The organism is Eubacterium uniforme, from assembly GCF_900167115.1.
Classification (GTDB): Bacteria; Bacillota; Clostridia; order Lachnospirales; family Lachnospiraceae; genus Eubacterium_S; species Eubacterium_S uniforme.
This window is the reverse complement of record NZ_FUXZ01000009.1, coordinates 1-23,625: the sequence shown is the minus strand read 5'-3', so window position 1 is coordinate 23,625 and position 23,625 is coordinate 1. Positions and strand designations below refer to the sequence as shown.

Below are 23,625 nucleotides of genomic sequence, written 5' to 3'. Positions count from 1 at the left end.
TTAGTTTGGTAAATTAATTTAGATCCAACAGGGTCCGGCTTATATGGGCCGGACCCTTTATATTTTTATGAGCTAAAAAATATGAGTTAAATCGTTGAAAAGGATACAACGATTTAATCCCTTCGGGACACAAAGTCCAAAGGACTTTGCACAAATACATTCAGGAAATTCTTTATGAATTTCCTTCATTAAGAAAGGAGCACAAAAGATGCTTAACAAAAAATCAGTTGATGATATCAATGTAAAAGGTCAGAGAGTACTTTGCAGATGTGACTTTAACGTGCCTTTAAAAGATGGCAAGATTACAGACGAAAACCGTCTTGTAGCTGCTCTTCCAACAATTAAGAAATTAATCGCAGATGGAGGAAAGATTATTCTTTGCTCACATCTTGGAAAAGTAAAAACAGAAGAAGATAAACAGACAAAGACACTTGCACCAGTAGCTGTAAGATTATCAGAATTATTAGGACAGGAAGTTAAATTCGTTCCAAGTCTTGAAGTTGTTGATGATACAGTTAGAGCTGCAGTTGATGCTATGAATGATGGAGATGTTATCTTACTTGAAAACACAAGATTCAGAGCAGAAGAAACAAAGAATGGTGAAGCTTTCTCAAAAGATTTAGCTTCAGTTGCTGACGTATTTGTTAACGATGCATTTGGTACAGCTCACAGAGCTCACTGCTCAAATGTTGGTGTTACAGAATATGTTGATACAGCAGTTGTTGGTTACCTTATGCAGAAAGAAATTGATTTCTTAGGTAACGCTGTAAACAACCCAGAAAGACCATTCGTAGCTATCCTTGGTGGTGCTAAAGTTGCTGATAAGCTTAACGTAATTAACAACCTTCTTGAAAAGTGCGATACACTTATCATTGGTGGAGGTATGGCTTATACATTCGTTAAGGCTCAGGGTGGTAAAGTTGGTAAGTCACTTGTTGACGATACAAAGCTTGACTACTGTAATGAAATGATCAAGAAGGCAGAAGCAGCTGGTAAGAAGTTATTACTTCCTGTTGATACAGTTGCAGCTGTTGATTTCCCTGATCCAATCGATGCAGAAATCGCTACAGAAGTAGTTGCTACAAACGAAATTCCTGATGACAAGGAAGGTCTTGATATCGGTCCTAAGACAAGAGAACTTTATGCTGAAGCAGTTAAGAGTGCTAAGACAGTAGTTTGGAACGGACCTATGGGTGTATTCGAAAACCCAACACTTGCTGCAGGTACAAAGGCAGTTGCAGAAGCACTTGCTGATACAGATGCTACAACAATCATCGGTGGTGGTGATAGTGCAGCAGCTGTTAACCAGATGGGATTTGGCCCTAAGATGAGCCATATTTCAACAGGTGGTGGCGCTTCACTTGAATTCCTTGAAGGTAAGGAACTTCCAGGTGTTGCAGCAGCAAATGATAAATAATATATCAGGAGAATTAAAAATGAGAAGAAATATTATCGCAGGTAACTGGAAAATGAACAAAACTCCAAGTGAGGCAGTTGCTTTAATCGAAGAATTAAAACCATTAGTTGCAAATGATGATGTGGACGTAGTATTCTGCGTTCCAGCTATTGACATTATTCCTGCTGTTGAAGCTACAAAGGGAACAAACATCGCTATCGGTGCTGAAAATCTTTATTTTGAAGAAAGCGGCGCTTATACAGGCGAAATTGCTCCAAACATGTTAGTTGATGCGGGCGTGAAATATGTTATTATCGGTCATTCAGAAAGAAGAGAATACTTCGCTGAAACTGATGAAACAGTTAATAAGAAAGTATTAAAGGCTATTGAGCATAATTTAATTCCAATCATCTGTTGTGGTGAATCTCTTACACAGAGAGAACAGGGTATCACAATCGATTGGATTCGTATGCAGATTAAGATCGCACTTCTTGGTGTAAGTGCAGATCAGGCTAAGAATGTAGTTATCGCTTACGAGCCAATTTGGGCTATCGGAACAGGTAAGACAGCTACATCAGATCAGGCTGAAGAAGTATGTAAGGCAATCAGAGATCTTATTGCTGAAATTTATGATGATGCTACAGCTGCAGCAATCAGAATTCAGTATGGTGGATCAATGAACGCTGGTAACGCTGCTGAACTTATGGCTAAGCCAGACATCGATGGTGGTTTAGTTGGTGGCGCAAGCCTTAAGGCTGACTTTGGTCAGATTGTTAATTACAATAAGTAATTTATAAATTAATATATTAATATATAAGGGGAGTCGTATAGAATACGACTCTCTTTTAATGTGAAAATTGAATATTAGAGAACAACTTTTAGTTGTAAAATTAATAATATTAATGTTATAACATTTTTTCATGACATAATAAAAATTTACTTGTTATGAATACTATAGAAAGGCGTAAGGTGGAAAAAATGAAATACATAAAAAACATATTAAGAAAATTAACAATTGTTGCATTTGCAATAATAATATCATTACCAACATTGGTATTTGCTAAAGAAGCATATACTACTACATTTAATTTTGAAAATTTCGTTGATGGTAAATATAGAAGTTTTGATAAGGGAGATATAAAAATTAAAGTAACGTCATCTTGTGATGAAGATAGATGTAAAAAAAAGGAATTTACAATTATTTTATATCGTAAAGATTGGATTTTTAATACAAATATTGGAGAGGTAGATGTGAAGTATAGTGGTACAACAAAAGAAAAGTGGACAAATATGTCTTCTGGAAAATACAAACTATACTTGGTTAAAGACTTGGATGGAGCACATTTGAAAGGAAAGATTAAGATTACACAATGATAGAGTTTGATTTTTTAGGTCTAATAATATGTACGTTTTCAATTTTTGTATATTTTATTGTTTTATGGAAGAAAAATAACGTAATAGATAATATAGTTAGTATAGTTTTTATAGTATACATTATTTGTTTAGTAGGAGTGGTATTTTTTCCGATACCATTTCAGAAATCAGTAATTGAAATACATAAAAATTATGGTTATGGGAAAAATTATAATATTATTCCGTTCAAATCGATTATTGAAATATTGCGTGACGATAGATCGTTTGTAATAATGAGACAATTAGGTGGAAATTTAATTTTATTATTTCCATTAGGAATATATATACCAATTGCAATAAAGAATAAAAAAATAATAAATTATTGTATTATTTTTGTTTGCACATCAATAGCAATTGAAATAATGCAATTTATGATTGGTAAAATGATAGGATATAATTATCGTGTTGTAGATGTTGATGATGTTATTTTAAATACTATTGGAGCATTTGCTGGCATAATTATTTGTAAATTGATTGTTTTACCGATATATAATTATTTGGTAAATGTGATTGAAAACAAAAATACAAGTGTTGAAGAAGCATAATGTAGACATAAATAGCCCAAAGATTTTCTTTGGGCTAAAATTATAAAAGGAGCAGATTATGAAAAGATTTATTTGTTTAAAAGTTGTGGTTTTGATTTTGGTTTGTGGCTTTGCCATGAATATTTTTAATAGTAATAAAGTTTATGCAAAGTCAGGAATTAATAGTAAGGGAATCAAATATGAATTTGGTGTATTTAATAGTGTAGAAGAAAAAGATGTTGAAAAACTTAATGAGTATAGAACAATCGTTATAGATGCACAGGGATATTCAGCAAATACAATTAAGAAACTTAGAAAAACAGGACATACAGTTTATAGTTATATTAATCTTGGCTCAGTAGAAAATTTTAGAGATTACTATAAGGATTATGAGGATGTAACTCTTGATGTATATGAGAACTGGGAAGATGAAAGATGGGTTGATGTATCCAAGAAGAAGTGGCAGGATTTTATATCAGGTACACTTGCGAAAGAGCTTGTTAAAAAGGGCGTTGATGGTTTTTTCGTTGATAATGTAGACGTATATTATATGTATCATAACGATAAAATATTTAATGGCGTAACAACAATACTTAAAAATTTCAAAGCGTTAGATGTGGATGTTGTTGTTAATGGCGGAGATACTTATGTAAGACAATATGTAAAAAGACATGGCAAACTTGAAAAGATATTAAATGCTGTTGCTCAGGAATCTGTATTTACAACAATTGACTGGGATAATGATAATGCTTTCATTGAACAGGATGAAGGCGATAATAAGTATGCAAAATCATACATTAATTTTGTTAGTAAGCATGGTGGAAATGTATACTTAATAGAGTATTCAACAGATAAGAATTTGATTAATAAGATTAGTAAGTATTGTAAGAAAAAAGGATTTGTATATTATGCTTCAAATTCTCTTGATTTAGGAGCAAATGCAACTGATGAAGAAAAAGAATTATCTTCACAGAAAATTGTAAATACAAAAACAACAGTTATTAAGAGTGTTAAAAAAATAAGAAATAATAGAAAGATAACACTTAAAAGAGTTAAGGGTGTTAAATAATATGAAATATTCTCTTCTAGTAATAAATCATTTACAGCAAATGTAAAGAGATATAAAACAAAGAAAACAAGAATTATAATTAAGAATATAAATAAAGGTTTTGTAAGAGTTAGAACTATTATAGGGAAAAGAGGAAAGCAGTATTTTTCTAAATGGTCAAAAGCAAAATCATTATAGTAATAAAGAAACTATCGCACATGCGATAGTTTCTTTCGGTTATTGAATCTTTCTATATCGTGTGGTAAAATTATAGAATGTATTAAAGAAGAAAGGACAGATGTTTTTTACATCGAGAGGCAGTAAAAATGGAAGAAAAAAGAGGACGTTGGAGCTCTAGCTTCACATTTATTTTGGCAGCTGTTGGATCAGCAGTAGGTTTGGGAAATGCGTGGAGATTTCCGGGATTAGCGGCGAAATATGGTGGAGGAACATTCATTTTCATTTATATTTTGATGATGTTAGTTTTAGGTATTCCTCTTCTCATGATGGAAATTGCTATCGGTAGAAAGACTCAAAAAGGTGCAATTCATGCAGTTGGAGCAATGAACAAGAAGTTCCAGTGGATTGGATGGTCAGCAACTGTTAATGCATTTGTTATTGTTACATATTATGCAGTTGTATTTGCTTGGGTTATATTAATGGCTCTATTATCTTATAAGTTTAACGGCCTTACAGGTGATGTTGAAGGCGCAGGAAGCTTATGGGCAGAACAGATTAAAACAACTGGAACAACAAAGGGATTTGGAACAATTTCTCCTCTTGTTTTAGGTGCGCTTGTTATAGCATGGGTTCTTATTTATGTATGTATTAGAAACGGTGCAAGCTCAGTTAGTAAGGTTGTTAAATTTACCGTATTTGCGCCAGTTGTTTGTCTTGTTATTATGGCAATAAAAGGTGCTGTTATGCCAGGTGGAATTGATGGTTTAGCAAAAATGATTACACCAAATTTAAAACAGCTTGGTGTGGCAAGTTTATGGATTGATGCCATTGGACAGGTATTTTATTCACTTTCTATTATGATGGCTATTATGATTGCATATGGTTCATACTTACCTAAGGAGTCAAATATTGCTAGAGATGCAGTAATTATTGCGTTCAGTGATTTAGGAGTAAGTCTTCTTTCTAGTATTGTAATGTTTACTACAATGGGTGGTGTTGGAATGCTTGATAATATGGATGCGTCAGGTGTTAAAACGGCATTTATTATATATCCACAGGCTATTGTTAAACTTACAAATAATGGAATGTTTAACAGTATATTTGCTTTTATTTTCTATTTTTGCTTATGTACATTGGCAATTGATTCAGCCTTTTCAATTATTGAAGGTATTTCAGCTTCGATTTCAGATAAGTTTAAATTAAATGCAAAGAAAGTAACTCAGGTTGTATGTGTGATTGCAGCTGCTTGTTCATTAATATATGTAACAGGTGCAGGTCTTGCATGTCTTGATATTGTAGATACATATGCGAATGGAATTAATCTTGTATTTGTTGGTATTACGGAAACAATAGCAGTTGGTTGGTTCTTTAAAACAGAGAAAGTACTTGCTGAAATTAATAAGAATACTAAGAGTTTTAAAATGTCATCGATATGGTTTGAAGTTTCGATTAAGTATTTAGCACCTATTATTTTAACTATCTTTTTCGCATGGAATTTATACGATCTTGCAATCGTAAAAAAAGGTGTATATGGAGGAAAAGAATCTGGCTATTCAGCAACTGCTAATATTATATTAGGTTGGGCTGTTTCAGCGATAGTTATTTTAATTGGTATTATTATTTCGTTTATAGAGTCAAAGATTGTTAAGGATGGAAGCTTAGATCCTGAACCATGGCATGATGATGAAGTTAAAAATGAACTAAATACAAATTATGTTCCAACTTCAGTAGCAGACGCAGTAGAAGAAAATTAAATAATAATAGAAAAACAGCTATGGTCATTTAGAACATAGCTGTTTTATATTTTTGTACAGTAGTGTGTTATTTTTCTATTACTCGATGATCAGGATAAGTGTGTGTAGTAATTATTTTCTTTTCGTATGTTTTACCCGATTTTTTCCATTCTCCTGATATACTTTGCCATTGATCTTGACATTTTACAATTCTTACCCTTTTTTTTGTTGTATTTCTTATCTGTAATTCAGCAACGTTTCCTTTTTTATACAATACGCCACTTGAGCTACATGTTGTTGATTCAGAAATACTTTTTGTTACTCCAACACTGATACTTCCCTTCATGATATCCTCAATTTTTTTAGGTACTATTTTTTCTATAAATTCAAATGGAATCGAAGCTGAAATGCTAACACTATAAATTGTATTAACTGTATGGGATAAAGTGTAGGCTTGTCCTTTTTTTGTTGTTTTACTACATGTAAATGAATTAATAGTCTTCCAATTGCCATGAGTATATGATATATCGTCATCAGTTGAGTCGTATGTATATTTTGTTCTTGTAGCATGGGCAATCATTTGTGTTCCAGAAGAATGTTCTGGCCCATAATATGTTTGTACCTTTGCGTAAGTATCGATTGGGTTAGATAAAGTTAAAACAATCAATAAAATTGATGATAATAGAATATGATTTGTTTTTTTCATTTTAGTTTTGTATCCTTTCGTTAATATAAGTAATAAAAAAATGCGGAATAAATTTTAAAATTCTCCACATTGATAATATCCCCATATTAAACTGCGCAGCGAGAAAAATGATAACATAATCTATAATTAAAGTCAAGTAAATTTAATGTTATAAAACAGAGTTGATTATTATGACTGAAAATTTATGTATACATTAATCTATAATTTATGCCATTGAAATTGGATAATAAAGGATTCTACATATTATTTATAGACCTTTTCAATGCCTGAATATATGTATTTTTTCTTTGTTTAAGTTGTAACTATTATAAAGATTTGTTAAAATATAAAGGATGGAAAAATAAGGTATTAATTGAAAAAATCTTATAATAGATAAGAGTTTAAGGAGAAAGGATGCTAATTAAGAATATTCGAATTATAGACCCAGCATCATCGATTGATGAAGTTGGAAGTATTTTAATTAAAGATGATAAAATTGAAAAGATAGTTAAAGGATCATTAGAAGAAAAAGGTGATCTTAATCTAATTGAAAATGAGAAAGAGATTATTGATGGAACAGGACTTGTAGCATGTCCAGGTTTAGTAGATGTACATGTTCATTTTAGAGATCCTGGTCTTACATATAAAGAGGATATCTATACAGGAGCTGAAGCAGCTAAGGCTGGTGGCTTTACATCAGTTGTTTGTATGGGTAATACAAAGCCAGTTGTTGATAGTGTTGAAACCCTAAAGTACGTTCTTGATAAGGGTAAGGAAACAGGAATTAATGTATATTCAGTAGCTACAGTAACTAAGGGACTTAAAGGTGAAGAATTAACTGATATAGAAGGATTAGCAGCTGCTGGTGCAATTGGATTCTCTGATGATGGAATTCCAATTATGAATGCGAAACTTTTAAAAGAAGCAATGGAAAGAATTAAAAAGCTTGATTTGCCTATTAGTCTTCATGAAGAAGATCCTGCATTCATTAAGCAGATGGGTATTAATGAGGGCAAGGTTTCTAAAGAAATCAATTATGGTGGTGCTTCATCACTTGCAGAAGATTCAATGGCTGCAAGAGACAGCATGATTGCACTTGCTACAGGCGTTAAATGTGATATTCAGCATATTACATCAAAGAATACAATTGAAGTAGTTAGACTTGCAAAGAAACTTGGTGGTAAGGTTTATGGCGAAGCCACACCTCAGCATTTTAGTGTTACTGAAGATATAGTTTTAAAGAAGGGTACACTTGCAAGAGTTAATCCACCTATTAGAACAGAAGAAGATAGAAGAGCGATTATTGAAGGACTTAAAGATGGAACAATTGATATGATTGTTACAGATCATGCTCCACATAGTAGTGAAGAAAAAAGTAAGGATATGGCATCAGCACCAAGTGGTATGATTGGTCTTGAAACATCACTTGCACTTGGTATTACAAATCTTGTTAAAAAGAATGAATTAACACTTAGTGAGTTGATTGAAAAGATGTCTACAAATCCTGCTAAGATATATAATATAAATGGCGGAACTCTTAGTGAAGGAGCGTACGCAGATATAACAATCTTTGATGAAAATAAAGAATGGATTGTAACAGATAACTTTAAATCCAAGGCAAAGAATTCACCATTTATTGGAGAAAAACTTACAGGTAAGGTTATATATACAATCTGCAAGGGCAAGGTTGTATACAACGATTTAACCAGCGAAGAAAAATCATAAAGATTTTTCAGAGCGTACATGTGCAAAGTCCAAAGGACTTTGTGTCCCAAAGGGATTAAATCGTTGTATCCTTTACAACGATTTAACTCAGCGAAGAAAAATCATAAAGATTTTTCAGAGCGTACATGTGCAAAGTCCAAAGGACTTTGTGTCCCGAAGGGATTAAATCGTTGTATCCTTTACAACGATTTAACTCAGCGAAGAAAAATCATAAAGATTTTTCAGAGCGTACATGTGCAAAGTCCAAAGGACTTTGTGTCCCGAAGGGATTAAATCGTTGTATCCTTTACAACGATTTAACTCAATGAAGAAAATTCATAATGATTAATGCATGAAAGGAAATTATAGATGAGCAAAGTAATTAGTAATGAGAGAATAGATGAAGATTTCTTTCTCTTAAAAGTAGAAGATCAAAAATTAAGTAAGATTGGACAGTTCTATATGCTTAGAGCTTGGGATAGTTATCCTACACTTTCAAGGCCAATTAGCGTTTATGATAGTGATGATAATTCAGTAAGCTTTTTAGTTAAGATTGTTGGTGAGGGAACTGAAATCTTAAGTGAATTAAAGAAGGGTGATGACATAGAAATCACAGGCCCTCTTGGAAAGGGATTTCCTGAGGATATAAGTGGTAAAATCGCACTTGTTGGTGGTGGCGTAGGTATAGCTCCACTTTTTAAGAGTGCTAAGGAATATAAGAATAATCCAAATAATACAGTTGATGTTTATCTTGGATTTAGTGGTACACCAATTCTTGAAGAAGAATACAAGAAAATTTGTGATAATTTAATTGTAAACGTTGGTGGATTTATCACAGACGATATTGATACAACAAAGTATGATTACATTCTTACATGCGGACCTGAAATTATGATGCAGGTTTTATATAAGAAGTGTAAAGAAGAAAAGACAGATGACAGACTTTACGTTTCTATGGAAAACCGTATGGCTTGTGGATTCGGTGCATGTCTTGTTTGTACATGTAAGACAAATCATGGAAATAAGAAAGTTTGTAAGGATGGTCCTGTATTCTTAGCAAATGAAGTATGGGGAGAATAATGATAGTAGCAAATAGATACTAAGTGTTATGAATCCTACAAATAGATGATATATATTTGAATATTAGTTTAGAAAAGGAAATAAAAATGAGTAGATTAGAAACAACATTTGCTGGAGTTAAGTTTAAGAATCCTGTAGCACTTGCATCAGGAACATGCGGCTTCGGTAGAGAAATGAATGAATTTTTTGATATAGAAAAACTTGGTGGTATATGTTCAAAGGGACTTATTGAACATCCACATGGTGGTAATGATGGTATTAGAGTTTGGGAAACACCATCGGGTATGATGAATAGTGTCGGACTTGAAAATCCAGGTGTTGATGCATTTATAGAGAATGATTTAGCTTGGGTTAATAGCAAGGAACTTGTTAATATAGTTAATCTTGGTGGTCATAGTATTGATGATTATTTAAGTGGTGTTGAAAAGCTTAATAAAGTTAATTTAGATATTTTGGAATTAAACATATCATGTCCTAATGTTAAGGAAGGTGGTATGAATTTCGGAGTTAAGACTGAAGCTGCAAGAGAAGTAGTTAAGCTTATTAGAAAGGAATGTAAGCATAAACTTGTAGTTAAGTTATCACCAAATGCAGAAGATATAGTTTCACTTGCTCGTATGTGCGAGGAAGAAGGTGCAGAAGGTGTTTCACTTACAAACACATTCCTTGGTATGGCAATTGATATTAATAAGAGAAAGCCTGTATTTAATAATGGATATGCCGGACTTTCAGGCCCTGCTATAAAACCAATTTCACTTCGTATGGTTCATCAGGTAGCTCATGCAGTTAATATTCCTGTTATGGGACTTGGTGGAATTACAACATGGCAGGATGCAATTGAATTTATTATGGCTGGCGCTACAGTAATTCAGGTTGGTACAGCTTCATTTATGAAGCCAGATATTAGTCTTGATATTATAAATGGAATGGACAAATGGTTAGCTGATAATGGAATTGAAAGCATTGAGGAGATTAGAGGAATAGTCTAAATGAAAATAATTAAGTATGCATTTGCGTTAGGATTAATCGCAGTTGCAATGTTTGTTCCGTTTCAAAAGTATTATCCAGGATTGGACGAATCTGTTTATGAAAATATAAAAATAGGATTTTTTATGTTTGCATATTTTGTTGTTGCTATAACTCCGATTATAAAAACCATGGATATGTTATCAAATAAGGATATATTTGAATATAATCATGTTGTTGTGATTTCTACATTGGCGTTTTTAGCACTAGGACAATATATGAAAGCTGTTTTATGTATGGCAATATATGGGATGCTTTTTGATTTGTCTTATTCGCTTATCAGATCAGTTAAAGAGGATATTATAAATAGATTTGATTTAGGAACAAATGTTGTTCATATGGTTGTTGGAGAAACTAAGGCAGATGTTGACATTACTCAAATTGAAAAGGGTATGAATATTTTGGTTAATCCAGGAGAAAAAGTTCCACTTGATGGTTATGTGGTAAAAGGAATGGCGCATGTTGATATGTCGCCATTTTGTAATGATGGTGGGACTATGGCGGTAGTTCCGGGAGCATTTGTTAAAAGTGGTGTATATGTAATTGATGAAAAAATAGAACTTGAAGTTAAAAATGATAAAAAGACATGTTTTACTACAAGGCTATTTGATAATATTAAAAATGCTGACGTTGAAATATCAAAGACCGAGGATGAGGCAATTACATTATCAATTATTTTAATGGTGTTTTTTACGGTGTTCTCCATTGGAATCATGTTTTTAGCTCCTGCACTAGGTGGCTTTAAAAATTTTAAACCATGGATTATTAAAGGTTTTTCAGTTATGCTTATGACTTGTGGTATAACCATTACAAGTACAGCTGGAATATCTGGTCTTGTTGGTTTGTATAAATGTTTTAGAAATGGTGTTTATGTAAAAGATGAAAATGCACTTAGTAAGCTTGCAAGAATTAGAGCGGTTGTGTTTGATGTTGAGATGGCAACACATAGATTTGCAAGTAAGGCTGTTATGATTGCAAAGTCATTTGGAATCAGCAAATATGCAATTCTTTCAGATGCAAACGAAGGTGAAGTTAAGAGAGCTGGTAGTTTAGCAGGTATTGATGAAGGAACATGTTATGGAAGTTTAACAATGCCTGAGATGTTTGAAAGACTTAAAAGTATGGATGATTTTTCGCCACAGCTTATGTTTATTGGAGATTATAAAACTGACAGTGTTATGATTTCAAGAGCAAGTGTAGGAACAGCATGTGGACTTATTGAAAGTAATGATGATTTTATGGATTTTCATAGTGCATCAGTTATTTCAATGAAAGATGATCCAGTTCCTTTGATTGAAAACATCAAAGTTGCTTTTGAACAAGAACGATTAACAGATGGAAACATTAAGCTTGCTGTTCTTTATAAACTTGCAGCCATAGGATTAATTATGGCAGGAATATTGCCAATAGTGACAGCTATGTTAATTGAGATTATGTTAGAGGTAATTTTAATTATAAGAAGTACAAATATAAAGTAATAAACGATATAAAAATATATTAAATAAATATAATATTATTTGAATATTTAATTGGGTATAAAAAAATCAGTTCTTAAATGAACTGATTTTTTTCTGCGTTATATTTGTAATTTACTTTATTTAACTTGCCGATTAATTCGTCTTTGTCAACATCAAGGTCATCGCAAAGTGAATCGATGCTTGAATATGTATCGCGAAGTTTTGTATTAACTACACTAACTAAAATCATTGGATCGCTTGGTAATGTATTAAACATGTTAATCTCCTTATATTATTAATACATACGATTAATTCGTATTATGATTAATTAATCTGTTTATTTAAAATTCTTAGTTCCATCAAGGATAATATCATATATTAGAATATATATCAATGTATAGAATATACATAAATATTGTGATTGTAATAATAGAATTATATATTTTGATATATATGGTTTAGATAGGTTATGATTCTATAATTAGTTTTATTTATATCAGATAATAAATTTTAAGAATTATAAAATATATTTGAAATATGTTATTGTGAATGTGGGTAGATTTGCGTATTTTGCGAATACCTATAAGAAAATGATTTATCTGAAAGAAGGAACTATTATGACAATATTACAATTAAAATATGTTATAGTAATTGCAAGTTCAACATCTATGAGAGAAGCAGCCAGCAAATTATTTGTTACGCAGCCAGCGCTTTCTGCGTCAGTACATGATCTAGAGGATGAACTTGGAATAAAAGTATTTAAGAGAACTAATAAAGGAATTTCTTTAACTAGTCAGGGAAGAGATTTTCTTGAATATGCAAAAAAAGCTGTTAATCAATATGAATTGATTGAAGATAGATATATAGGGAAGGATAAAGATAAAAAACACTTTTCAGTATCTTTGCAGCACTATGTATTTGCTGTACATGCTTTTGTAAATACATTAAAAAGATTTGATGAAGAGAGATATGTGTATTCTATTCATGAAACAAAAACAGATGATGTTTTATCAAATGTTAGGGATTTAAAAAGTGAAATTGGAATAATAGCATATTCAAGTAATAATGAAAATATATATAGAAAGATATTTAGGGATTATCAGTTAGAGTTCTTTCCTTTAATGGTTAGAGATACATATGTATATGTATGGAAGGATCATCCTCTCGCTGATAAAACAGAAATAGCTCTAAGTGAACTTAAAGATTATCCGTGTGTTACATTTGATCAAAGTAGTGATAATGATTTTTATCTTACAGAGGAAGCGCTGGGAGATTATGATTTTGATAAACTTATAAAACTTGATGATAGAGCAACATCGTCTGAGATTATGGCTAAGATGAATGGTTATGCCATAGGAACAGGTATTATGACAGAAAGTGTAACTTTAAAGAAAGGATTTGTTACTATAAAACTTAAAGAGGAAGATCCGCTTACTATAGGATATATACTTAGAAAGTATTACAAATTAAGTGATATTGGACAGGCATATATAGAAGAACTAAATAGATATAAAGAAGAATCGGAAAAATAGTTAGTATAGTAAAAAGTTAATAGTTTAAATAGTTAGTATAGTAAAAAGTTAATAATTTAAATAGTTAGTATAGTAATAAATAAAATAGTTAGTATCAAATGAGTACAAATTAGTAATAAAAGAACTTAGTAGAATTAGATTATATGTCTGCTAAGTTCTTTTGATTTTTTATTGGATTAATAGAAAAATAAGAGGAAGTAAGATGAATATTTCCGCGATAAATTACAGTGATTACAAGTGATAAATTACAAGGATTATACAGTATATGCTATATGTGATAAGATTTGTTACGTGAAAAAGATAAAGGAGTAAGAATGTTAAAGGAGTTAGAAAAGTGATTTTAAAATTAAGCAAGAAAATAAGTTTTATTATTTCATTATTATTTGCAGTGTTAATTGATGTGTTGATTCCAAATTCGGATTTACAACCAGCCACTGATAAACCATATTTTAGATATTTTCTATTTATATTAGGTGGAGTTTATGTAGTATTTTTTATTATATCTTTTATAAATAAAAAAGTATCAAAAAAGATTGAAGGTATAGGACCGCTTCTTGCAGGTGCAGTATTACTTCTTAATATTATAAATATAGTATGTAGTAAGTATTCATTATTACCAGTATTGTTCTTCCCATCACTTGATAGAGTATTTGCTGTATTTATAAATGATAGAGAATTACTTATCAAATGTGTGATATCATCAGGAAAGTTACTTATAATTGGGTTTGCAATTGGAGCAATAATTGGTTTTACAACAGGTATTTGCGTCGGCTTTAACAAAAAGATTGCATATTGGGTTAATCCACTTACTAAGGTGATTGGACCAATACCAGCAACATCATGGTCGCCACTTGTATTATCACTTTTTAGTACATCATATCAGGCAGCTATTTTTATGATAGCACTTGCGGTGTGGTTCCCAATTACAGTTATGACAAGTAATGGTATTCAAAATGTTCAGCAGACATATTTCGAAGTTGCTGATACATTAGGAGCAAATAAATTCTACAAGATATTTAAAGTTGGTATACCAGCAGCACTTCCAAGTGTGTTCTTAGGTGTGTTTTATGCTACAACAGGTTCGTTCATAACATTAGTAACAGCTGAAATGTTTGGATGTAAATCTGGTATAGGTTGGTACTTAAACTGGCAAAAGAGTATGATGCTTTACGCAAATGTATATGCAGGACTTATTCTTTTAGCTGTTTTATGTAATTTAATAATTACACTTTTATTTAGGATAAAAGATAGATTATTAGAATGGCAGAAAGGAGTAATAAAATGGTAGGCGAAATAAAAATTGATAATGTTTCGAAAAGTTTTGTTAATCCTGATGGAAGTGTAGTAAATGCACTTGAAGGAGTAAATTTAGATATCAAACCGGGATCATTTGTTTCACTTATTGGTCCTTCAGGTTGTGGTAAAACAACACTTCTTCGTGCCATAGCAGGTCTTAATCCAGCAGATAAAGGAAATGTGTATCTTGATAATGAAGTGGTAACAAAACCAGGACATGAACGAGGATTTGCATTTCAGCAAGCTAATTTATATCCATGGTTATCAATTGAAAAAAACATTTCATTTGGATTAAGAGCCAGGGGAATATATAAAGAAAAAAAGTCGGATGTAAAAGAGTACATCGAAATGGTAGGTCTAAAGGGATTTGAAAAATCATATCCACATCAGTTATCAGGAGGTATGAATCAAAGAGCATCCCTTGCAAGAGCATTAGTAGGACATCCCAAGGTATTACTTTTAGACGAACCACTTGGAGCGCTTGATGCTTTTACAAGAATGAATATGCAGGACGAAATATTAAGAATCTGGAAAGAACAGAACATGACGATGATTATGGTTACTCATGATGTTGATGAAGCTGTTTACTTATCAGATCAGGTTGTTATTATGACACCGAGACCTGCAAAAATAGAGAAGGTTATAGATATTGAATTAGCTCGACCAAGAGTTAGAGGAAGTGATGACTTCTTTAAATATCGTACAAAAATATTGGAGATTTTAAACTTTGCTGGAGAACAAAAAGAACCAGAGTATTATTTATAATAGGAGTTTTGAGAATATGAAGTTAAAAAAATTTGTCGCATTATTAACGGCTGTATCCATGATAACAGGTTTATCTACAGCTTGTGGTAAGAACAATGGTGGTAATAAAAACAAGAAAGAAGCACAGGTAGTTAAGATTTTAAATAACAAAGAAAGTTTATGTCTTGCACCTGTACATATTGCAATCATTAATGGTTATTTTGATGAAGAATTTAAAAAGATTGGTCAGGAGTATAAGATTGTAACATCAAACCTTGATACAATTACTGAACAGATTACAAGTGGTGAAATAAATGCAGGTTACGGACTTACAGGTACATTAATGCAGCCTATATCAAATGGTTTAGCTATTTCATTTGTTACTGGTTTACATAGAGGATGTACAAAGTTCTATGCTAAGAACGGTTCAGCTGTAAAGAGTTTAGAGGATTTAAAAGGTAAAACAATAGGTGTTGCATCATTATCAGATTCAGCTCCAATACAGTTAAAAAGAAAACTCTATTCATTAGGTTTTACAGTTAATGGAGATAAAGCAGATATTCAGTTTGTAACATATGCAATGACTGACTTACCAACAGCGCTTGATAATGGAGCAGTAGATGCAATAGGTATTCATGATCCTGTAGCATATAATGCTGAGAAAAACTATGATTTTATTAAGATATTAGATATTGGTGAAGATGAAGTATTCTCAAAGGAATATTGCTGCCAGGCATATGTTTCACAGGAACTTATAAAGAATAATCCAGAAGGTGCGGCAGCTTATACAAGAGCAATTCAAAAAGCGGCAGCATTTGTTCAGGAAGAACCAGAGGAAGCAGCAAGACTACAGGTTGAAAAAGGATATATGCCATCAGAAAGTAATGACGATGTAGTTAGATATGGAGAGATTTTAGCTTCGTTAGATTATGATCCTTCAATTGAAGCTGGTAGAGATACATTCACAAGATCATTTGAAGATTTACAGAAGACTGGAGATTTGGATAAATCACTTGATATTGATGATTTTACAAAAAGAGTATATCCAACATTAGATGGTGTACCTAACTCAGTTACATATGATAAAAATACAAAAGAATTTAAGGAAGTGAAATAGATTATGAAATCAAGAAGAATTATTAACGCATTATTATTTTTAGAGGCTATATTTGTTTTAGTAAGTTTATTTACATATGCTCATGTATGTGGCTCAATGGGAGAGATGGAAGCAAAATGTCATAAGACAAAACATATTGCAATCGTACTTAGTATTGTTTTGATACTAACTGCACTTATTCAGATTGCTGTTAATAAAATATCAGTAAATAATTTAATATCATTAGCACAGGTGGTTTTAGGAGTTGTATTCATTATTCTTCCAACTGTGATTGCACCAGTTTGTAAGATGAAAACAATGAATTGTTATACAACTACAAAACCATTACTTATAATTAGTGGTATTGCAATAGTAATTTTAACAGTAGTTGAATTCTTAGCATCTTTAACTCAGGTAAAAAAAGCATAAATTAAAAAGGTAAAGAATAGAATGGTAACTTTTAATAAATTAATATTAAAGAGTATAAGTTCCAAATTCTATCGTAGTATCGGGCTGGTTGTAATAGGCTTTGTGGTTTCTTTTTCGCTAATTATGACCAGCCTGATTATTATTGGTATGAAACATGGAAGTGAAAATGTTGTAGATAGAATGGGAGCTGATATAATAGTTGTTCCAAAAAATTATGGAAATGAAATAGAAGGAATGCTTCTAACTACACAGAAGAGTTATTTTTATATGAATGATTCTATTGTAGATAAAATAAAAAGCATTGATGGAATAGATAAAATATCGACTCAGACATTTCTAATGACATTAGATGCTTCATGCTGTGATCAAAGTGCGCAAATAATAGGTATAGATATTGATACTGATTTTACAGTTACTCCTTGGATGGATAAAAAATTCATCAACTCATTAGATGAGGGAGAAATTATAGCAGGCGATAGAGTTGCTGTAAGAGAAAATAAAACATTTAAGATGTTTGGTGATTCATATAAAGTATCAGCAATACTTGATGAAAGCGGCTCTATGATGGATAATACGGTATTTGTATCTAGAAAAAACATGCCTGTTATGATAGATAAAGCCCGTAAGGCTGGACAAGGTATTGTAAAAGAAGTCGGAGCTGATGACATATCAGCTGTATTGATTAGTGTTATAGATAAATCACAAATTCAGCAAATTGTTGGTAAACTTAGCAGTATAGATGGAATAGATATAGTAACAACTGATATGGTATCATCGAAATTATCATCGGGACTTAAAGAAATGAGTACTGTTTATATTTTGATTATAGCTTTGATTGTTGTTGTAAGTATCTTGCTTTTATATTTTATATATTATATTACTCTTAATGAACGAAAGAGTGAAATAGAAATACTTAGGACAATTGGTATTAGTAGAAGAAAAGTAAAACGTTTTTTGATTAGTGAAATATCTATAATATCATTTGCTGGAGCTTGTTTGGGTGTGATTTTGGGATTTGTTTTTTACGTTGTTCTTTATCAAATTATAAAGAATACAAATAAGATTCCACTTGTTTCACCTACGATAAAGGAAGAAATTATTATAGCGTTATATGGTTTTTTAATTACATTTATACTTGGTCCAATATGTGCATATACGAGAATAAATAAGGTATGTCCTAAAGAAGTGATTAAGTAATAAACTAAGATTATTAAACCTACCTTGGATGGAAGATATGAGTATAAGAATTGATAAAATAACAAAAAAGTATAAAAGAAATACAAGAGAAGAAGTGGTATTAAAAGATTTTGAATATGATATACCGGAAGGAAAGTTTACAGTTTTTCACGGAGAAAGTGGAGTTGGTAAAAGTACTCTTCTTAGAATTGTTTCAGGTCTTACAAAGCCTACAGAAGGTAAAGTATATTTTGGTGATGTAGAAATAACCGCTTTAAATGATATAGATATATCAGAATTTCGAAAAAGTCATCTCGGTATAATGACTCAAAATATTGAACTTATTCCGTATTTATCAGTGATTGATAATTTGAAATTTGTATATGGATTAAATAATGATTTAAAAAAAGGTGCAGAAGTTGACGAGGAAAAAATTGAAGAACTTTTAAGCGAATTGGGATTACATGAATTAAGAAATGAATTTCCATCAAGTTTATCAAGCGGAGAATTAAAACGTGCGGCTATAGCTAGGACACTTATAAATTCACCTAGATATATAATAATGGATGAACCAACAGCTAACTTAGATCATAAAAATGTAGTTAAAGTATTAAAACTTTTATGCAAATATGCGGAGAATGGAAGCACAGTTATTATTAGTTCTCATGAAGAAGAGGCATTAGAGTATGCTGATAATCATAAAAAATTGGAGTTCATAAAACAATAAAATTAAAAATACTTGCAAATTATTTTGATATATGGTAAAGTTATAGAGTTGTTAAATAACAATGTAGTATTAAATTAAGCATATTTTTTGAGAGGTGAACGCGATGAGAGAAGGAATTCATCCAGAGTATTTCGAAGCTACAGTAACATGTAACTGCGGTAATACTTTTAAAACAGGTTCAACAAAGCCTGAAATTCACGTAGAAATTTGCTCAGCTTGCCATCCTTTCTATACAGGACAGCAGAAAGCACTTTCAGCTCGTGGACGTATCGATAAGTTCAATAAAAAGTACGGCTTATCAGCAGAATAATTTAAAATTATTATTAAACTTAGGGATGAGCGCATAATGCGTTAAGTTATAGGAAGAAGCGGAGGTTTTCGCTTCTTTTTATATTTTGAAAGGATAATTATGGATTTAAGTAATATTAAGGCGGCTTTGTTTGATCTTGATGGAACATTAATAGATACAGAGAAGATATATGTTAAATGCTGGAAGAAGGCAGTTGACATATGTGGATATCATATGGAGATGGACAGAGTATATACGCTTAGAAGTACTGATCACCAACTTGCAACGGAACGTTTCTTTAAATGGTATGGCGATATGGATGCATATACTAAGGTAAGAATGAAAAGACGTGAATTAATGGAAGAAGAGCTAAAGACTACTCCAATTGAACCTAAGGTTGGTGTTAAGGAAGTTGTTGATTTCTTTAAAGGTAAAGGTATTAAGGTTGCAGTTGTTACGGCATCTAAGGTTAATGTTGCTAATGATTATATGACTAGAGCTGGTATAAGAGAGTATTTTGATATTATAATATCAGCAAGAGATGTTAAAAGAGGTAAACCATTTCCATATGTATATGAATATGCAGTTAACTACTTAGGTTTAAAACCAGATGAGTGTATTGCATTTGAAGATTCTAGAAATGGAATTGAAAGTGCCAAGACAGCAGGTGTTAATACAGTTTTTATTCCAGATTTAACACCTTGTGATGATACTGTAAGAGAATTTACTGATGAAACATATGATAGTTTAGTTGATTTTGTTGAGAAGAATAAATAAATAAAAATTATAGTTTTATTTAAGTGTTAATAGGATATTTTATATAGTATAAATTAAGATTTTAGAGGATATTATGAGATTTATAGTTCAGAGAGTAGCGCATGCATCTGTTACCATTGAGGGTAATGTTGAAGGCGCAATAGATAATGGTTTTATGGTTTTAATAGGTATTAGAGATGATGATACAAAGGAAATAGCCGATAAGATGGTTGATAAACTTATAAAGCTTAGAATTTTTGAAGATGAAAATGGAAAGAGTAATATAGATTTAGATGCTGTAAGTGGTGGACTTTTACTTATTTCACAGTTTACGCTCTATGCAGATTGTAAAAAGGGAAATAGACCATCATATATTAGAGCAGCTAAACCTGATTTGGCAATTCCATTATATGACTATATAGTTGATGAGTGTAAAAAGAGAGTAAGTAAAGTTGAAACGGGTGTATTTGGTGCGGATATGAAGGTAGAACTTCTTAATGATGGACCATTTACAATTGTTTTAGATAGTGATGAAATTATGTAAGTTATAATTATATATAAAGATGAAGTAATAAAGAATTATAGCAAATATATAAAGGTGTAAGATATGAGTAAAGAAGTATTAGATAGTAGCGAAAAACAACTAAGTGAAAATTCAATGAGTGTTCATGATTATTATTATGATTTGCCAGAAAGACTTATAGCGCAGGATCCTCTTGAAGATAGAAGTAGTTCAAGATTATTAGTTCTTGATAGAAATACTGGTGATTATGAGGATAAGCATTTTAGCGATATTATTGATTATTTAAATGAAGGGGATTGCCTGGTAATTAATAATACTAAAGTTATTCCAGCTAGACTCTTAGGACAGAAGAAAGAAACAGGTGCAGCAATTGAAGTTTTACTACTTAAAAGAAAGACTGCAGATGAATGGGAATGTATTGTTAAACCTGGAAAGAAGCTAAGACCTGGTGCAGAAGTTACATTTGGTGATGGATTACTTGAAGGTGAAATATTAGAAGTTGTTGATGAAGGTAATAGAATTATCAAGTTTAAGTATGAAGGAATCTTTGAGGAAATACTTGATAAGTTAGGTAAGATGCCACTTCCACCATATATTACACATGAACTTAAGGATAAGGATAGATATCAGACAGTTTATGCAAAGTATGATGGATCTGCAGCTGCTCCAACAGCTGGTCTTCATTTTACTAAGGAATTACTTAAGAAAATTGAAGATAAAGGTATTATTATAGCAAATGTTACATTACACGTTGGACTTGGAACATTTAGACCTGTTAAAGTTGATAATATATTAGAGCATCATATGCATTCGGAGTATTATGTTGTTGAAAAAGAAGAGGCAGATAAGATTAATAATGCCAGAGCAAATGGTGGTAGAATTATTGCAGTTGGTACAACAAGTAGTAGAACACTTGAAACTGTAACGAACGATGATGGCATAGTTATTCCAGGTAGTGGAGATACAAGTATTTTTATTTATCCTGGATATAGGTTTAAGGCAGTTGATTGTCTTATTACAAATTTCCATTTGCCAGAATCAACATTAGTTATGTTAGTTTCAGCACTTGCAGGTAGGGATAATGTATTAAATGCATATAAACATGCAGTGGAAGAAGAATATAGATTCTTTAGTTTCGGGGATGCAATGTTTATAAAATAAATATTTATTTGATGGACGTTTTTTGATATTTTTCGAATGTTTAATATATTAATGTATTGATGGAGTTTTAGTATGGATGAGAGAATAAAGAAACAGCTTGAATTTGCTCTAGAAATTGATAAAGAAAAAAGTATATATAGACAAACTCATATTGATGGATATAGTAGATGTGAGAATGATGCAGAGCATGCATGGCATATGGCAATTATGGCTTATCTTTTAAAAGACTATGCTAATGAAGAAGTTGATATTGCTAAGGTTATGATTATGTGTCTTATTCATGATATAGTTGAAATAGATGCAGGTGATACTTATGCTTATGATAGTGAAGGTCTTGCAACTCAGAAGGAAAGAGAAGATAGGGCAAAGGAAAGAATCTATTCACTTTTGCCAGAAGATCAGAAAGAAGAGATGATTGCTTTATTTGATGAGTTTGAGGCTTGTGAAACAGCGGAAAGCAAGTATGCTCATGCTATGGATAATCTACAACCACTTATGCTTAATGATTCAAATGGTGGAAAGGATTGGATTTTACATCAGGTTAAATCATCGCAAGTTTATAAGCGCCAAGAGAAGACAAAACTTGGTTCTGATAAGATATATGACGTAGTTGATGAGTTAATTAAGAAGAACATAAAAGCAGGACATATTATAGACGAATAATGACAAGCTATGCCAAAGCGGATGTTATAAAAGATTTCTTTTAAATAACATCTGCTTTTTTGTATGGGTTTTTATAAAAGATGGATAGAAAAAGTTAGAAAAAAGTTAGAAAGTGTCTAAAACATTTAGGGTATAATATATATTGACAAAACTAGTATTGGAGGACACTTTGATGAGAATGTATAACAATGTAATTAAACGAGTGTTATCGGTTGCGTTAACATGTACTATGGTAACAGGATTGATTTCTGGAGTTCCAGTAAAGGGGGAAGAAGGGAATAATGAAAAATATCCTTATACTTTGTATGCAGAGGATGAGGAATTAGGAATCAAAATAAATACGGAGAATTTAACAATTAATGGTACTGCATATACTAATGGAAAGTTTGTTTCAACAGCCAAATATCCATGTATAAGTGGAAAAATCATAGATAAAGATAGCAAAAATACAAATGATTCTAGTAATAAGAGTTTAGATAATTCATTTGATTATAATAAGGATTTAATCATTCTTCATGATAAAATCAAGAGTGAAGAGTTTGGCGACGGATGTAATAATCATAAAAAAGATTACTCAATTAGAAACATGAACATTAGTATTGATGAAAAGATATGGACTGATGGAAGTTTGAACTTGAATGGAAGTACAAATCTAAATTAATCTGTAGGAGCAGTATCTGATATTTCGTGTTTTGGAGGAAACTTAAATGTTAATGGTTCTGGTGTTGTTATATATTCAAAGACAGGTGATATTAAAATATCAAATACATATGTTTCTTTAAAGGGAATTATATATGCACCATCTGGAACTGTAAAGATTGATTGTGATTATTTTACACTTGATGGAATAATAATAGCTCAGAATGTTATAATAGATGGAAAAGGCGCAAGCATTAATTATAGTGAAAAATGGGCTAAGTATGTTGGTATAGAGAGTGAAGATGGCTTGGCTAGTGATGAAAACAATAGTGAAGACTCAGATGATTC

At 31.4% G+C, this 23,625-nt stretch carries 25 protein-coding genes; 23 read left to right on the top strand and 2 right to left on the bottom strand.

Annotated features, from left to right (window positions below):
- The first annotated feature begins 208 nt into the window (after nt 1-208).
- The 6 genes from B5D16_RS07620 (at nt 209) to B5D16_RS07595 (ending at nt 6,315) form a co-directional block, all read left to right on the top strand.
- Nucleotides 209-1,417, top strand: a complete 1,209-nt coding sequence (locus tag B5D16_RS07620; RefSeq protein WP_078766397.1) for a phosphoglycerate kinase — start codon at nt 209-211, stop codon at nt 1,415-1,417.
- Between the two features lie 19 nt (nt 1,418-1,436).
- Nucleotides 1,437-2,186, top strand: coding sequence for a triose-phosphate isomerase (tpiA, locus tag B5D16_RS07615; protein WP_078766396.1), 750 nt, complete (start codon nt 1,437-1,439; stop codon nt 2,184-2,186).
- A 188-nt stretch (nt 2,187-2,374) separates the two neighbouring features.
- Nucleotides 2,375-2,770: a hypothetical protein gene (locus B5D16_RS07610; RefSeq protein WP_078766395.1), complete on the top strand. Its 396-nt coding sequence runs from the start codon at nt 2,375-2,377 to the stop codon at nt 2,768-2,770.
- Complete coding sequence (locus tag B5D16_RS07605; RefSeq protein ID WP_078766394.1) at nt 2,767-3,354, top strand: VanZ family protein; 588 nt, start codon at nt 2,767-2,769, stop codon at nt 3,352-3,354. The genes B5D16_RS07610 and B5D16_RS07605 overlap by 4 nt, the downstream gene beginning before the upstream one ends.
- A 58-nt stretch (nt 3,355-3,412) precedes the next feature.
- On the top strand, nt 3,413-4,402 hold the full coding sequence (locus B5D16_RS07600; protein ID WP_078766393.1) for a glycoside hydrolase family 191 protein: 990 nt from the start codon (nt 3,413-3,415) through the stop codon (nt 4,400-4,402).
- 305 nt (nt 4,403-4,707) lie between these two features.
- A complete protein-coding gene (locus B5D16_RS07595) occupies nt 4,708-6,315 on the top strand; it encodes a sodium-dependent transporter (protein WP_078766392.1) in 1,608 nt (535 codons plus the stop codon).
- 67 nt (nt 6,316-6,382) lie between these two features.
- Here the strand turns inward: B5D16_RS07595 and B5D16_RS07590 are convergent, their stop codons facing one another.
- Nucleotides 6,383-7,000, bottom strand: coding sequence for a hypothetical protein (locus tag B5D16_RS07590; RefSeq protein WP_078766391.1), 618 nt, complete (start codon nt 6,998-7,000; stop codon nt 6,383-6,385).
- Nucleotides 7,001-7,393: 393 nt separating this feature from the next.
- Between B5D16_RS07590 and B5D16_RS07585 the strand changes: the two genes are divergently transcribed.
- The 4 genes from B5D16_RS07585 (at nt 7,394) to B5D16_RS07570 (ending at nt 12,267) form a co-directional block, all read left to right on the top strand.
- A complete protein-coding gene (locus B5D16_RS07585) occupies nt 7,394-8,704 on the top strand; it encodes a dihydroorotase (RefSeq protein WP_078766390.1) in 1,311 nt (436 codons plus the stop codon).
- 348 nt (nt 8,705-9,052) lie between these two features.
- Entirely contained in the window at nt 9,053-9,763 is a 711-nt protein-coding gene (locus B5D16_RS07580; RefSeq protein WP_078766389.1) for a dihydroorotate dehydrogenase electron transfer subunit, read from the top strand.
- Nucleotides 9,764-9,849: 86 nt separating this feature from the next.
- Nucleotides 9,850-10,752, top strand: a complete 903-nt coding sequence (locus B5D16_RS07575) for a dihydroorotate dehydrogenase (RefSeq protein ID WP_078766388.1) — start codon at nt 9,850-9,852, stop codon at nt 10,750-10,752.
- Nucleotides 10,753-12,267: a P-type ATPase actuator domain-containing protein gene (locus tag B5D16_RS07570; protein WP_078766387.1), complete on the top strand. Its 1,515-nt coding sequence runs from the start codon at nt 10,753-10,755 to the stop codon at nt 12,265-12,267.
- Between the two features lie 73 nt (nt 12,268-12,340).
- On the opposite strand, the gene B5D16_RS07565 is transcribed toward B5D16_RS07570, so the two are convergent.
- Entirely contained in the window at nt 12,341-12,523 is a 183-nt protein-coding gene (locus B5D16_RS07565) for a DUF4250 domain-containing protein (RefSeq protein ID WP_078766386.1), read from the bottom strand.
- Between the two features lie 340 nt (nt 12,524-12,863).
- Here B5D16_RS07565 and B5D16_RS07560 point away from each other — a divergent pair, with 340 nt between their 5' ends.
- From B5D16_RS07560 to B5D16_RS07500, 13 genes are all read left to right on the top strand, one after another.
- On the top strand, nt 12,864-13,778 hold the full coding sequence (locus tag B5D16_RS07560; RefSeq protein ID WP_159444334.1) for a LysR family transcriptional regulator: 915 nt from the start codon (nt 12,864-12,866) through the stop codon (nt 13,776-13,778).
- Between the two features lie 334 nt (nt 13,779-14,112).
- Nucleotides 14,113-15,066, top strand: a complete 954-nt coding sequence (locus B5D16_RS07555; RefSeq protein WP_242943014.1) for an ABC transporter permease — start codon at nt 14,113-14,115, stop codon at nt 15,064-15,066.
- Nucleotides 15,060-15,839 carry an ABC transporter ATP-binding protein gene (locus B5D16_RS07550; RefSeq protein ID WP_078766384.1) on the top strand — a complete coding sequence of 260 codons (780 nt, stop codon included), beginning with the start codon at nt 15,060-15,062 and terminating at the stop codon, nt 15,837-15,839. The genes B5D16_RS07555 and B5D16_RS07550 overlap by 7 nt, the downstream gene beginning before the upstream one ends.
- A gap of 16 nt (nt 15,840-15,855) precedes the next feature.
- A complete protein-coding gene (locus B5D16_RS07545) occupies nt 15,856-16,935 on the top strand; it encodes an ABC transporter substrate-binding protein (protein ID WP_078766383.1) in 1,080 nt (359 codons plus the stop codon).
- A gap of 3 nt (nt 16,936-16,938) precedes the next feature.
- The gene (locus B5D16_RS07540; RefSeq protein ID WP_078766382.1) at nt 16,939-17,343 is read left to right on the top strand and encodes a DUF4418 family protein; all 405 of its coding nucleotides are present in this window, start codon (nt 16,939-16,941) and stop codon (nt 17,341-17,343) included.
- Between the two features lie 147 nt (nt 17,344-17,490).
- Nucleotides 17,491-18,540: an ABC transporter permease gene (locus tag B5D16_RS07535; RefSeq protein WP_159444333.1), complete on the top strand. Its 1,050-nt coding sequence runs from the start codon at nt 17,491-17,493 to the stop codon at nt 18,538-18,540.
- Between the two features lie 37 nt (nt 18,541-18,577).
- Nucleotides 18,578-19,246, top strand: a complete 669-nt coding sequence (locus B5D16_RS07530; RefSeq protein ID WP_159444332.1) for an ABC transporter ATP-binding protein — start codon at nt 18,578-18,580, stop codon at nt 19,244-19,246.
- A gap of 103 nt (nt 19,247-19,349) precedes the next feature.
- Entirely contained in the window at nt 19,350-19,556 is a 207-nt protein-coding gene (gene rpmE, locus B5D16_RS07525) for a 50S ribosomal protein L31 (protein WP_078766379.1), read from the top strand.
- A 99-nt stretch (nt 19,557-19,655) separates the two neighbouring features.
- Nucleotides 19,656-20,312, top strand: coding sequence for an HAD family hydrolase (locus tag B5D16_RS07520; RefSeq protein ID WP_078766378.1), 657 nt, complete (start codon nt 19,656-19,658; stop codon nt 20,310-20,312).
- Nucleotides 20,313-20,385: 73 nt separating this feature from the next.
- Nucleotides 20,386-20,835 carry a D-aminoacyl-tRNA deacylase gene (dtd, locus tag B5D16_RS07515; RefSeq protein ID WP_078766377.1) on the top strand — a complete coding sequence of 150 codons (450 nt, stop codon included), beginning with the start codon at nt 20,386-20,388 and terminating at the stop codon, nt 20,833-20,835.
- A 114-nt stretch (nt 20,836-20,949) separates the two neighbouring features.
- Nucleotides 20,950-21,975 (top strand): tRNA preQ1(34) S-adenosylmethionine ribosyltransferase-isomerase QueA, encoded by a 1,026-nt coding sequence (gene queA / locus B5D16_RS07510; protein ID WP_078766516.1) that lies wholly within the window; start codon nt 20,950-20,952, stop codon nt 21,973-21,975.
- 72 nt (nt 21,976-22,047) lie between these two features.
- Nucleotides 22,048-22,638 carry an HD domain-containing protein gene (locus B5D16_RS07505; RefSeq protein WP_078766376.1) on the top strand — a complete coding sequence of 197 codons (591 nt, stop codon included), beginning with the start codon at nt 22,048-22,050 and terminating at the stop codon, nt 22,636-22,638.
- A 172-nt stretch (nt 22,639-22,810) separates the two neighbouring features.
- Nucleotides 22,811-23,299, top strand: coding sequence for a hypothetical protein (locus tag B5D16_RS07500; RefSeq protein WP_078766375.1), 489 nt, complete (start codon nt 22,811-22,813; stop codon nt 23,297-23,299).
- The last annotated feature ends 326 nt before the right edge of the window (nt 23,300-23,625 follow it).